Raw genomic sequence first — 12,481 nt, forward strand, 5'->3', positions numbered from 1 at the left:
GAGTGGATATTGCTGGAGTTTGCCTGGGTCGTCCTGCTGATCATTGTGCCGCTGCTGGGAGGAATACTCTGCTTCCTGTGCCCGGCGCGCTGTCAGTGGCTGGGTATACTCACCGCCATCGCCACCCTGGCTTGTGTGGTTGGCCTGGGCTGGCAACTGAGCCACCTAGAGACGGTGCGCTATCCCATGGGCGGCTGGGGCGCGCCTCTGGGTATCGACCTGTTTGCCGATGGGCTCAGCCTGACCATGCTGATCACCAGCGCCCTCACCGGACTGGGGATCAGTGTCTATGCCAGCGGTTACTTCGGCGCAGACAGGGCTGGTCACTTCTGGCCCTTGTGGCTGATGCTGTGGGGCGCTCTCAACGCCCTGTTTCTCTCCGCCGACATCTTCAACCTCTATGTCACCCTTGAGCTGCTTGGCCTGGCGGCGGTGGCACTGGTGGCCCTGGCCGGCGGCGCCCAAGCCCTGACCTCTGCCATGCGTTATCTGCTGGTGGGCTTGCTGAGCTCGCTGCTCTATCTGTTGGGCGTGGCCCTGCTCTATCACGGTATTGGCACCCTGGACCTCGCCCTCCTGGCCCAACGGATAGTCCCATCCCCTCCGGTCTGGGTTGCCCTGGGGCTCATCGGCGCCGCCCTACTGATTAAGTCCGCCCTGTTCCCTCTGCACTTCTGGCTGCCCCCAGCCCACGCCAACGCCCCGACTCCGGTCAGCGCGCTGCTGTCGGCACTGGTGGTCAAGGCGTCCTTCTACATCCTTCTTCGACTTTGGTGGGCCCTGCTACCGGCCACCACGGTACCACTGGCCCAGCTCCTGGGTGGGCTGGGAGGCATCGCCGTGTTGTGGGGAGGCGTACTGGCCCTGAGACAAACCCGACTGAAGCTGCTGATCGCCTACTCGACGGTCTCCCAGTTGGGCTACCTGTTTCTGGCGTTTCCCCTGGGCATCGGACTCGCCTGGAAGGGGGCTGTCTACATGGTGATGTCTCACGCCATGGCCAAAGCGGCCCTGTTTATGGCCGCGGGCAACATCATGGCGGCGGCGGGACACGACCGCATTGCCGAGTTTGACCCCATCACCCAGAAACTGCCGCTGACCATGACCGCCTTCACCTTGGCGGGAGTCAGCATCATGGGGCTGCCTCCCAGTGGGGGCTTCATTGCCAAGTGGTTGTTGTTGCAGGCCTCTGTTCAATCCGGACAGTGGTGGTGGGCCCTGATTCTGCTGCTGGGGGGCTTCCTGGCCGCGGCCTATCTGTTCAGGGTGATTGGCTGTGTCTTTACCCAGGCCCCTCCCTCGGCCTCACTCACACAGGTGTCCCCACGGATGACCTGGCCTCCTCTGATCATGGCCCTGCTGGCCGTCCTCCTGGGATTGTGGGTTGCGCCGCCCCTGACCATGATGGAATTGGGCTCACCGCTGAGTGCAGGGGGGGGCGGATGAACTGGAGCCAGACCCTGCCACTGCTGATTCTGTGCAGTTCGCTGCTGCCCGGGCTGATCATCTTCCTGTTGCCGGAAAAGAGAATCATCACCCGCACCACCCTCAACCTGGCCGGAGCGGTGGTCAAAATTGTTCTGGTTCTGGCGATGCTGGCCGGTATGTTGCGAGGCGTGCATTACCAGGCTCAGTTGCCCCTGATTGCCGACCTCAACCTGATGCTGCGCGCCACACCTCTGTCGATGCTGTTTCTGCTGCTCTCCGCCATACTGTGGCTGGTCACTACAGTCTACGCCGTAGGCTACCTGGAAGACTCGCCCAATCGCAGCCGCTTCTTCGGCTTCTTCAGCCTATGTGTGACCGCCACCGTCGGTGTCGCCCTGGCGGGCAACCTGCTCACCTTCCTGCTGTTCTACGAACTGCTGACCCTGTGTACCTATCCGCTGATCGTCCACCGCGGCACCGGGGTGGCACGGCGGGCCGGGAGAGTCTACCTGGCCTACACCGTCGGCGGCGGCGCGCTGCTGCTGCTGGCAACCGTGTGGCTCTACACCCTGACTGGCTCCCTGGATTTTCAGGAGGGCGGCTACCTGACCGAGGTGGATACCTCCCTTCACCCGACCCTGATTCTGCTGTTTGGCTTGCTGATCGCCGGCCTGGGTGTCAAGGCGGCGTTGATCCCCCTCCATGGCTGGTTACCTCAGGCGATGGTGGCGCCGGCCCCGGTCAGTGCGCTGCTGCACGCCGTGGCGGTGGTCAAAGCCGGCGCGTTCGGCATCATTCGAGTCATTTTTGATGTTTATGGCATCAACTTCGCCGCCAGCCTGGGGGTGATGCTGCCTTTGGCAGCCCTGGCAGCCATCACCATTGTGTACGGTTCACTGCGGGCGCTGTTCCAGCAAGAGTTGAAACGGCGGCTGGCGTTCTCCACCGTCAGCCAGATCGCCTACATCATCCTGGGCGTTGCCCTGGCGGGCCCCATTGCCGCCACCGGCGGTCTGGTGCATCTGGTGCACCAGGGGGTGCAGAAGATCACCCTGTTTCTGTGCGCCGGAAATCTGGCGGAAACCCTGGGCATACACGACATCGAGGAGATGGACGGAGTGGGCCAGCGCATGCCCTGGACCATGGCTGCCTTCACCCTGGGAGCGTTCGGCATGATAGGCGCCCCACCCCTGGCAGGCTTTTTCAGCAAATGGTATCTGGGCCTCGGCGCACTGGAGATGGATCAGGGCTGGGTGATCCTGGCCCTCTCCGTAAGCAGCGCACTGAACGCCGCCTACTTCCTGCCGATCCTGCACCGCGCCTGGTTTCGCAGTCCGCCCACAAACTGGCCGGCGGAACGCAACCTGGGGCAACAGGAGACCGCCTGGGCGCTGCTGCTTCCTCCGCTGGCAACGGCATTGATGATAGTGATGCTGGGCGTATTGGCCTCCGCCCCCTTCGGCCTGGTGGAGTGGGCTGCGATCATTGCCGACAGGGGGTTCGCCCCATGACCCTGATGACCCTGCTCCTGATCCTGGCCCCAGCACTGCCACTGGCTTTTGCCCTGCCACCGCTGCGCCGCGCCCTGCCCTGGCCGCTTCTGCTGGCGCTGCTGCCGGCGGCAGTGCTGGTACTGGTACCGACCCAGGCTTGGGTGTCCCTGTCATGGTTTAAAACCGGTGTCGCCCTCGGGCTCGATCCAACCGCTCGCTGGTGGCTGGCGATGTCGGTACTGCTGTGGGCCAGCGCCTACCTGCTGTTGCCCATCACCCTCAGGACCTACCGGGGCACCTGGCTGTTGCTGGCCCTCAGTGGCCAGATTGGCGCCGTGCTGAGCACCGACCTGATGGGGTTCTATGCGTTCTCGACCCTGATGAGCTACGCCTTTATCGGGCTGCTGCTGACCGATTATGACCCGGGCAACCGTCGCGTCGGCCAGCTGTATCTGCTGCCGTTGATCGTCGCCGATCTGCTGCTGTTTGACGCCATGCTGCTGGCCTCCGCCACCAACGAAACTCTGAGCTTTACCCGTCTCGCCCAAGCGGTGGCACAACCTGACTCTCCCGGCCTCTATCCGGTGTTGGTGGCCTTGGGCTACCTGCTGAAGATGGGGCTGTGGCCGCTGCTGCTGTGGATTCCCCAAGCACACCGGTCGCCGAGTCCGGCGCTGTCACTGATGTTCTGGGTCGGTCCCATCGCCACCGGCCTGCTCGGCCAACTGCGCTGGCTGCCCCTGGGTAACCTCGACGCCCCCTTGGCTGGCAGCCTGTTGCTGGTAACCGGAAGCACAGTAGCACTGTACGCCCTAAGGCAGGGTCTGGCAGAGAGGCATTGGCGCAAGCTGAGCACCCTTGTGGTGTGCCTGACCGCGGCGGCGGTGGTCATCCTGATGGGTGTCTGCCTGCTGCAGCCCACACTCTGGCCCCGGATTGGCCTCTGGCCGCCTCGGCTGGTTGCCATAGGGACAGTAACGCTGACGCTGGTCGGCGCCACGGGCTTGGGGAAAAAGGACGTTGTCAGCCCGAAAGATTCGGCGACGCCTTTCGGCGATAGTGTTGCACTGCACAGGGTGAAGCGAGTCACCACCCACAGCCTGCCCAGGCTGCGTGCCGCCTGGCTTGGCTATTGGCAGGCGGCCTGGCACCGGCTCCAATGGCCACAGCAACTCGAAGACGGCGAACGGAGGCTGCGCCAGTGGCGTCTGGCCATCACCCTGCTTCTGTTGCTGGCGGTCATAATGGTGGCACTGCCCGTTTCGGCAGACTCAGGCGTTCTGCCCCGCCACATAGCCGGAGGCCCAGGCCCACTGGAAATTGAAGCCCCCCAACCAGCCGGTGACGTCCATCACTTCGCCGACGAAGTAGAGGCCGGGCACCCTCTTGCACTCCATGGTCTTGGAGCTGAGCTCATCGGTGTCCACCCCGCCCAGGGTCACCTCGGCGGTGCGGTAGCCCTCGTCTCCGCCGGGCTTAAGCTGCCAGCGGTTGAGCTGCTCGGGGATATCGGCCAGGGTGGCCTTATTCAACTGCCCCAAGGGCTGATTGGGCCAACCGTGGTAGGCGATCAGCGTCTCCGCCAACCGCCCGGGGAAATGCTCTGACAGCCAGGTGGAGAGCTGGCGCTTGGGGTTCTGCTCCCTGGCCTGGGCCAGGGCTTCGCCCACGTCCACAGCGGGCAGCAGGTCGATGCTGACCCCCTCGCCAGGCTCCCGGTAGTTGGAGGCCTGCAGCACACTGGGGCCGGAGAGGCCGCGATGGGTGATCAGCATCTGCTCGGTAAAGGCCGGGCCACGCTGAGCAGCCACATTGGCGGTCAGGCTGATGCCGGACAGGGGCTCGAAGTGCTGTTTGTCCTGGGGTTGCAGGGTGAAGGGCACCAGGCCGGCCCGGGTCGGTTTGAGCTTGAGACCAAACTGCTCCGCCAGCTTGTAGCCATAGGGAGTCGCCCCCAGCTTGGGCATGGAGAGGCCACCGGTGGCCACCACCAGAGACTGGCACTGGATGCGGCCGATGCTGGTGGCCACGGCAAAGCCGCTCTCCAGCCGGCTCACCGACTCAATGTCGGTACGCAGCCGCAGCTGCACCTGACCCTTGTCGCACTCATCCAGCAGCATGCGCACGATCTCTTTGGCACTGTCGTCGCAGAACAGCTGGCCGTGATCCCGCTCGTGGTAGGCGATGTTATGGCGCACCACCAGATCGATGAAGTCCCACTGGGTGTACTGGGCCAGGGCGGACTTGACGAAGTGGGGGTTGGCGCACAGGTAGTTGGCTGGCTCCACATAGAGGTTGGTGAAGTTGCAGCGGCCACCGCCACTGATGAGGATCTTCTTCCCCGCCTGCTTGGCGTGATCAACAACCATCACCTTACGACCACGGGCGGCGGCGGTGGCGGCACACATCAATCCGGCGGCACCGGCGCCAATCACCAGCACCTCTGTTTCAAGACTCATCACTTCTACCTAAAAAACAAAAAGGGATGCGGCTGCATCCCTTTGGAATCACTTTGACCAACACCATTTTACTCAGACTTGGGGTCCCGCGACAGCAGTTGTTTTGCTGCCTCTTTCACCGGCTTGCCCTCGTAGAGCACCTGGTAAAGCTGTTCGGAGATGGGCATCTCCACACCGACCCGCTTGGCCAGCATGTACACCTCTTTGGTGTTGCGATACCCCTCCACCACCTGACCGATCTCAGCCTGGGCGGTGTCCACATCCTTACCCTGGCCCAGAGCCAGGCCGAAACGGCGGTTACGGGACTGGTTGTCGGTGCAGGTCAGCACCAGATCACCCAGACCGGCCATTCCCATGAAGGTGTTCTTGTCCGCACCCAGGGCACACCCCAGGCGGCACAGCTCCACCAATCCACGGGTAATCAGCGCGGTTCTGGCATTGGCGCCAAAACCGATGCCGTCGGACATGCCAGCGCCGATGGCAATGACATTCTTCACCGCACCGCCAAGCTGCATGCCGATGAAATCGGCGTTGCGATACACCCGAAGCCAGGTGCCACAATGCATCAGCCTGGCCATATCGTCGGCGAAATCGTCGTCGGTGGAAGCCAGGGAGATGGCCGTGGGCAGGCCAGACGCCATCTCTTTGGCAAAGGTGGGACCGGACATCACCGCCAACGGGATCTGCTCACCCAGGATCTCCCGGGCCACATCCTGCAGCAGCCGACCAGTCTCGGGCTCCAGGCCCTTGGTGGCCCAGACGACGCGGGCGTCATCGCGCAACAGGGGCTGGGCCTGCTTCAGCACCAGGGCGAACACATGGCTCGGCACCACCACCAGCACGTTGCGGCTGGCAGCCAGGGCTTTGCCCAAATCCGCTTCCACCACCAGCTCATCGGGAAAATCGACGCCGGGGAGAAACTCCTCGTTGCGGCGATCCTGTTCCAGCTGGGCCATATGCTCAGGCAAGTGCCCCCAGATGATGGTGCGATGACCATTACGGGCCAGGGATATGGCAAGGGCGGTGCCGTAAGACCCCGCCCCTAAAACCGTTACTGCGGCTTGTTCAGTCAACTGACACGCTCCCTTAGGCGTCAGCTTGCTCAGCGGCTTGTTCCTGCTGACGCTGAACGTACTGAGCGAACAGGGCGTCGAAGTTTACAGGAGCCAGGTTCAGTGGAGGGAAGGTACCACGGTTAACCATGCTGGCGATCGCTTCGCGGGCGTATGGGAACAGGATGTTAGGGCAACCGGCACCCAGGGCGTGGGCCAGCTGAGGCTCGGGCAGGTTGGCGATGGAGAAGATACCGGCTTGCTGTACTTCACACAGGAAGGCGACGTCTTCTTCAACCTTGGTGGTCACGGTGATGTTCAGAACCACTTCATACACATCGTCAGCCAGCTTGTTGCTGCGAGTGTCCAGGTCCAGTTTAACTTCTGGCTTCCACTCTTTCTGGAAGATGGCGGGGGAGTTAGGAGTCTCGAAGGAGATGTCCTTGGTGTATACACGCTGAATCTGGAACTGAGGTGCGGCCTGCTCGTTGGCTGCGGTGTTAGCTGCTTCTGCCATTTGTCTAAATCCTAAATATTGTTGTCGTCGTTCTGGGCGTCTCGTTGCTTCTGTACCTGGTTACGGCGGTCGCGCCGGGCCGGCCTGAAGCTGTGAGTGTGTCGCCATCCATATCGTCTAATGCGCGACCAGAAAGAGGTTTAGCGCTTCTTACGCACTACCAGCAGGTTGGCCGCTTTCCAATCGGTCATGCCACCCTGCAGGCTGAATACCTTCTCAAAGCCTGCGGAAACCAACATTTGCGCCGCCTGTACGGAGCTCACGCCAGCGTTACACACAACTATAATGGGAGCACTCTTGTGGTTTTCAAGGGTGGACAGCTGATTATTTTTAATCTCAGCCAGAGGAATGTGCTTGGCATTGGCGATGTGGCCCTTGCGGAACTCCTCATCGCTGCGTACGTCTACGACCACAGCTTCCTCTTTGTTGATCATCTGCACCGCCTGCTGGGCGGGGATATTCTTAACTTTAGAGAAGGCGGATTTGATGGTGACGAACAGGAAGGCCACCAGCAGACCTGCCCAAGCCGCGCTCAGCATGGCGTGACGGCCGAGAAAATCGATATATTCCTGCATTAACTTGCCTAAATCGGTTGACGTTGGTGAGGAGTGAAAGTCGCCAGTATAACCGGATCCCCCGGCTTGTGAAGTGCTTGTAACCGGCAGGGACGGGGTGCGGATCACAGCGCAGGGGAAATAAGGATGTAATAAAATTACATTTTTGCCTGGGCGATCTGGAGAAGATCGCTGGTTACGTTGTACACTGACAGCAGTTTTATTTGCGATTGCCTCGACGGCAAAAAGGATAGTAGATGACCAAGCGCACTACCCCACTTGCCCTCCTGATCCTGGACGGCTGGGGACACAGAGCCGACGCTGACGACAACGCCATCAGCAGGGCCAACACTCCCACAATGGATCGCCTGTTCCGCGACTACCCCTCCACCCTGATCTCCGGTGCGGGTAACGACGTTGGCCTGCCCGACGGTCAGATGGGTAACTCCGAAGTGGGCCACATTAACCTGGGCGCCGGACGCATCGTCTACCAGGACCTGACCCGCATCGGCAAGTCCATCGACGACGGTGAGTTCAGCCACAACCCTGTACTGTGCAGTGCCGTAGACAAGGCCAACGCCAACGACGGTGCCGTGCACATCATGGGCCTGCTCTCTCCGGGCGGCGTACACAGCCATGAGGACCACCTGGAAGCGGCCATCCGCATGGCCGCCGCGCGGGGTGCCAAGAAGGTGTACCTGCACGGCTTCCTGGACGGCCGCGATACCCCGCCCCGTTCCGCCCACGACTCCCTGGTGCGCTTCGACAAGCTGTTTGCCGAACTGGGCTGTGGCGCCATCGGCTCCATCGTAGGCCGTTACTACGCCATGGATCGCGATCAGCGCTGGGAGCGGGTTCAGGCCGCCTTTGATCTGCTGACCCTGGGCAAGAGCGAGCACAGCTACGCCAGTGCCACCGACGCCCTGCAGGCGGCCTACGATCGTGATGAGAACGACGAATTCGTCGCCCCCTCCTCCATCGACGCCAACGCCACCTTCAACGATGGCGATGCGGTGATCTTCATGAACTTCCGTGCCGATCGGGCCCGTCAGCTAACCCGCGCCTTTGTCGACGCCGACTTCGACGGTTTCACCAAACAGAAGACCCCGAAACTGGCCGACTTCGTGATGCTGACCGAGTACGCCGCCGACATCGACACCAGCTGTGCCTTCCCGCCTGAGGCCCTGAAGAACACCTTCGGTGAGCTGATGGCCAGCCAGGGCAAACGCCAGCTGCGCATCTCCGAAACCGAGAAATACGCTCACGTCACCTTCTTCTTCAATGGTGGCATCGAGCAGCCTTTCGAGGGCGAAGAGCGCATCCTGGTGAAATCCCCCAATGTGGCCACCTACGACATGCAGCCCGAGATGAGCAGCGGCGAGTTGACCGACAAGCTGGTGGATGCCATCGAGAATGGCGGTTTTGACACCATCATCTGCAACTACCCCAACGGTGACATGGTGGGGCATACCGGTGACTTTGATGCCGCCGTGAAAGCCTGTGAAGCGGTGGATGCCAGCATCCAACGCGTCTTGGAGGCCGTCGAGCGTGCCGGTGGCGAGTGCCTGATCACCGCCGACCACGGTAACGCCGAGCAGATGTGCGACGCCAACACCGGCCAGGCGCATACCGCCCACACCAGCGAACCGGTGCCTTTCATCTATGTGGGCCGCAATGCCCAGGTACGGGAAGGTGGCCGACTCTCCGACGTGGCTCCCACCATGCTGCACCTGATGGGCCTGGAGATCCCCGAGGAGATGACCGGCACCCCCATCGTCACCCTGGCGGAATAAGATGAAGTTTCTGTCGTTCCTGTGGCCCGCCATCCTGGCGGGCCTGTTCAGCCTGCCCCTGGCCGCCAGCCAGGAAGAGATCGATCAGCAACAGCAGCAGCTCCAGAAGCTGCAGAAGCAGATCAAGGCCAGTCAGTCCAAGCTGATTGCCAGCAAGGCCAGCCGGGACAAGACCAGCAAGGCGCTGCGCCAGGATGAACTGGCCATCAGCAAACAGGCGGCCGCCATTCGAGGCAACCGCAACAAGCTGAACAGCCTCAATGGTCAGCTGGCCGAGCTCTCCAAAGAGCAGACTCAGCTGGAGCGACAGTATCAACAGCAACAGCAGCAGCTGGCCGCCCAGATCCGCGCCTCCTGGGTCGCGGGTCAGGGGGAAACCGGTCAACTGCTGCTCAAGCAAAACAGTGCCGACAAACAGCGGCTGCTGACCTATTACCACTACCTCAATCAGGCACGCATCCAGGCCATGGAAGCGATTGCCGACACCAAAGACGCGCTCACCAACAACCATCGCCAGCAGCTGGAGCGCAAAGCCCAACTGGAGCGCACCCAGGAGAAACTGGACAACCAGCAAAAATCCCTTCGCCAGCAGCAGGAGAAGCGTCAGCAGACCCTGACCAAACTGGAGGCCCAGCTCAAGAAGGAGAGCCGCAAGCTCAACCAACTTGAGGTCGACAGCGAGATCCTGGCCCTGGCCATCGAGGAGGCTCTGGCCGCCCTCGCCGCCCGCCCGGTATCACTGGACGGGCTGAAGAAGCTCAAGGGCAAGCTGGACTGGCCACTCACCGGCAAGGTCAAACACCGCTTCGGCAGCCACCGCCAGGGGCAGCTCAAGTGGAACGGCCTGCTGATCGCCGGGCGGGAGGGCCGCAATGTGGAAGCGGTCGCCCCAGGCCAGGTGGTGTTCTCCAACTGGCTGCGCGGCTATGGCATGGTGGTGGTAGTGGATCATGGCGAAGAGTACCTCAGCCTGTACGGCCACGCCCAAAGCCTGCTCAAGGAGGTGGGCGACCGGGTGGAAGGGGGAGAGGTGATTGCTCTCAGCGGAGACTCAGGCGGACAGTCCGATAGCGGACTATACTTTGAAATCCGTCATAGGGGACTCGCTGTGGACCCTGCCCCCTACCTGAAGAGGCGGTAACACAGCCCCGCCAACGTGGCCAGAGGGTATGCGCTATGCCGCAACTGTTCGCCTTGCTGGTCGGCATTCTGCTTGTATTCAGTCCGCAGGCAGAAGAGCACAGGGAAGTGGCGGCGCCGACACTGGAGGAAGCCCAGGAACTGATCGTCACGGTGCAGGACATCGTGGAGTACTACTACGTCGATCAGGTGGACCGCCGGGCCATGATAGAGGGTGCGCTTAAGGGGTTGTTTGAATCCCTGGATCCGCACTCCACCTACCTGACCCCTCAGACTCTGGAGCTGCTCAGGGAAGCCAACGACGGCCACTACTATGGCTATGGCATCGAGGTGAGCATCGACGAGGGGGTGGTGCAGGTGATCACGCCCCTGGCACACAGCTCTGCCCATTACGCCGGCATCAAGCCTGGCGATATTCTGGTGCGCGTGGACGACCTGCCCGCCACACCGGACACCATGGATAAGCTGATCCAGTACATCAAGACCGCCAGCCGGGAAGACCGTACCCTCACCCTGACCCTCAAACGGGAAAAGGCACCCATGCCGCTGACGGTCAGCCTGCAACCCAGCAACATCACCATCGACAGTACCCAGTTTCACTCCCTGCCTCATCAGGTGGGCTACCTGAAGATAAACAGTTTCAACCGTCAGACCACGGATGAGGTGGCCAGATTCAGCAGCCGCATCCAGCAGGAGGGGCTCACCCAGCTGATTCTGGATCTGCGCAACAACCCGGGCGGCATGTTCGATTCTGCCGTTCAGATCGCCGACATGTTCCTCGATGCCGGGCTTATCGTCTCCACCCATGGCCGGTTCCTGGACGCCAACAACGACTACTACGCCTCAGACAACGCTCCTCTGGGGCAGTTGGAAGTGGTGGTGCTGATCAACGAAGGCAGCGCCTCGGCGGCGGAGATTCTGGCCGGCGCCCTTAAGGATCACCAGAGAGCCACCCTGTTTGGCCAAACCTCGTTCGGCAAGGGCACGGTGCAGAGCCTGATCCCGCTGCTGGGCCAACAGGGCGCCATCAAACTGACCACCGCCCGCTATGCCACCCCCAACGGCACCTTCATCGATAAGAAGGGAATCGATCCCGACATTCAGGTGCTGCTGGAGAATAGCGTCGAGAAGCCTATAATGGCTGAATCAGAAATGAACGGACAATGGCTACAGGACAGTCAGCTGGCCGCCGCCTATGAGTGGTTGTTGCAGCCTTCCCGGGAGTAATCATCAGGTACGCTCTTCTGGCTCTGCTGCTGTGGGCACAAACCGCCGCAGCCGCAGAGCTCACCCTAATCATCGACGACGTAGGTTACCGGCAAACCGATAAAGGCGTGCTGGCTCTGCCTGCTGCCACCACATTGAGCGTGCTGCCCCACACCCCCTGGGGCCGCCAGTTGGCCATCGCCGGATGGCGCCGGGGCAATGAGATCATGCTGCACCTGCCGATGCTGGCCGATGGTGGCAACGCCCTGGGGCCCAGCGCTCTGGTTGGCGGCATGACCCCCTGGGAGGTGCAAGTCACCATCAAGCGGGCCCTGGCCGACATCCCCTTTGTCCAGGGCATCAATAACCACATGGGCAGCACCCTGACCCGTCAGCGACCGATGATGGACAGCGTGATGACGGAAGTGGCCGACAGAGATCTCTACTTTGTCGACAGCCTCACCACCCCGGACTCCGTCGCCTATGACGCCGCCGTGGCCCAGGGCATACCGGCCCTGAAGCGCCATGTGTTCCTGGACAACGAAACCCAGGAGGTGGACCTGCAGAAGCAGTTTGACCAGGCGGTGACCATCGCCAAGAGATATGGCCGGGCGGTGCTCATTGGCCACCCCTACCCGGAAACCCTGGCCTTCCTTGAGCAGACGTTGCCCATCCTGGAGGACCAGGGCGTCTCCCTGGTGCCGGCTTCTGCTCTGCTCAGCGACGAGCAGCGCGCCCAGCTGCGCCCCTTGAAACCGCCCACCGCCTTTCTGCATAAACTGCCCACACCGCAAGCTTCCCAGGCGAGTCTGGGCGGTGTCCGCCTCCACTGAAAAGGG

10 protein-coding genes and 1 pseudogene are annotated in these 12,481 nt (G+C 61.9%); 7 read left to right on the forward strand and 4 right to left on the reverse strand.

Annotation, left to right across the window (positions count from 1 at the left end; all coding sequences use genetic code 11):
- Nucleotides 1–9 precede the first annotated feature (9 nt).
- The 3 genes and pseudogenes from G505_RS0101880 to G505_RS23285 form a co-directional block, all read left to right on the forward strand.
- Nucleotides 10–1,446: a complex I subunit 5 family protein gene (locus G505_RS0101880; protein ID WP_245568319.1), complete on the forward strand. Its 1,437-nt coding sequence runs from the start codon at nt 10–12 to the stop codon at nt 1,444–1,446.
- Nucleotides 1,443–2,939, forward strand: coding sequence for a complex I subunit 5 family protein (locus tag G505_RS0101885; RefSeq protein ID WP_028108039.1), 1,497 nt, complete (start codon nt 1,443–1,445; stop codon nt 2,937–2,939). Before G505_RS0101880 ends, G505_RS0101885 begins: the two co-directional genes overlap by 4 nt.
- A gap of 335 nt (nt 2,940–3,274) precedes the next feature.
- A pseudogene (locus G505_RS23285) lies at nt 3,275–3,586 on the forward strand (proton-conducting transporter transmembrane domain-containing protein); the annotation flags it as partial.
- Between the two features lie 606 nt (nt 3,587–4,192).
- Here the strand turns inward: G505_RS23285 and G505_RS0101895 are convergent.
- The 4 genes from G505_RS0101895 to G505_RS0101910 form a co-directional block, all read right to left on the reverse strand.
- Nucleotides 4,193–5,380, reverse strand: coding sequence for a BaiN/RdsA family NAD(P)/FAD-dependent oxidoreductase (locus G505_RS0101895; protein ID WP_028108041.1), 1,188 nt, complete (start codon nt 5,378–5,380; stop codon nt 4,193–4,195).
- A 68-nt stretch (nt 5,381–5,448) separates the two neighbouring features.
- Complete coding sequence (gpsA, locus tag G505_RS0101900; protein ID WP_028108042.1) at nt 5,449–6,453, reverse strand: NAD(P)H-dependent glycerol-3-phosphate dehydrogenase; 1,005 nt, start codon at nt 6,451–6,453, stop codon at nt 5,449–5,451.
- Nucleotides 6,454–6,466: 13 nt separating this feature from the next.
- Nucleotides 6,467–6,949, reverse strand: a complete 483-nt coding sequence (gene secB / locus G505_RS0101905) for a protein-export chaperone SecB (protein ID WP_028108043.1) — start codon at nt 6,947–6,949, stop codon at nt 6,467–6,469.
- Between the two features lie 140 nt (nt 6,950–7,089).
- Complete coding sequence (locus G505_RS0101910) at nt 7,090–7,524, reverse strand: rhodanese-like domain-containing protein (protein ID WP_028108044.1); 435 nt, start codon at nt 7,522–7,524, stop codon at nt 7,090–7,092.
- A 236-nt stretch (nt 7,525–7,760) separates the two neighbouring features.
- On the opposite strand from G505_RS0101910, the gene gpmM reads away from it, so the two are divergent.
- The 4 genes from gpmM to G505_RS20280 are packed head-to-tail and all read left to right on the forward strand — an operon-like array spanning nt 7,761 to nt 12,475.
- Nucleotides 7,761–9,296, forward strand: coding sequence for a 2,3-bisphosphoglycerate-independent phosphoglycerate mutase (gene gpmM, locus G505_RS0101915; protein WP_028108045.1), 1,536 nt, complete (start codon nt 7,761–7,763; stop codon nt 9,294–9,296).
- Nucleotide 9,297: 1 nt separating this feature from the next.
- Nucleotides 9,298–10,437: a murein hydrolase activator EnvC family protein gene (locus G505_RS0101920; RefSeq protein ID WP_028108046.1), complete on the forward strand. Its 1,140-nt coding sequence runs from the start codon at nt 9,298–9,300 to the stop codon at nt 10,435–10,437.
- 35 nt (nt 10,438–10,472) lie between these two features.
- Nucleotides 10,473–11,663 (forward strand): S41 family peptidase, encoded by a 1,191-nt coding sequence (locus tag G505_RS0101925; protein WP_028108047.1) that lies wholly within the window; start codon nt 10,473–10,475, stop codon nt 11,661–11,663.
- Complete coding sequence (locus G505_RS20280) at nt 11,636–12,475, forward strand: divergent polysaccharide deacetylase family protein (RefSeq protein ID WP_245568320.1); 840 nt, start codon at nt 11,636–11,638, stop codon at nt 12,473–12,475. Before G505_RS0101925 ends, G505_RS20280 begins: the two co-directional genes overlap by 28 nt.
- The last annotated feature ends 6 nt before the right edge of the window (nt 12,476–12,481 follow it).

This window comes from Ferrimonas futtsuensis DSM 18154 (assembly GCF_000422645.1).
Taxonomy (GTDB): Bacteria; Pseudomonadota; Gammaproteobacteria; order Enterobacterales; family Shewanellaceae; genus Ferrimonas; species Ferrimonas futtsuensis.

Coding starts and splice junctions, on each gene's coding strand:
- G505_RS0101885 (WP_028108039.1), top strand. CDS start 1,443: ATGAACTGGAGCCAGACCCTGCCACTGCTGATTCTGTGCAGTTCGCTG.
- G505_RS0101895 (WP_028108041.1), bottom strand. CDS start 5,380: ATGAGTCTTGAAACAGAGGTGCTGGTGATTGGCGCCGGTGCCGCCGGA.
- secB (WP_028108043.1), bottom strand. CDS start 6,949: ATGGCAGAAGCAGCTAACACCGCAGCCAACGAGCAGGCCGCACCTCAG.
- G505_RS0101910 (WP_028108044.1), bottom strand. CDS start 7,524: ATGCAGGAATATATCGATTTTCTCGGCCGTCACGCCATGCTGAGCGCG.
- gpmM (WP_028108045.1), top strand. CDS start 7,761: ATGACCAAGCGCACTACCCCACTTGCCCTCCTGATCCTGGACGGCTGG.
- G505_RS0101920 (WP_028108046.1), top strand. CDS start 9,298: ATGAAGTTTCTGTCGTTCCTGTGGCCCGCCATCCTGGCGGGCCTGTTC.
- G505_RS0101925 (WP_028108047.1), top strand. CDS start 10,473: ATGCCGCAACTGTTCGCCTTGCTGGTCGGCATTCTGCTTGTATTCAGT.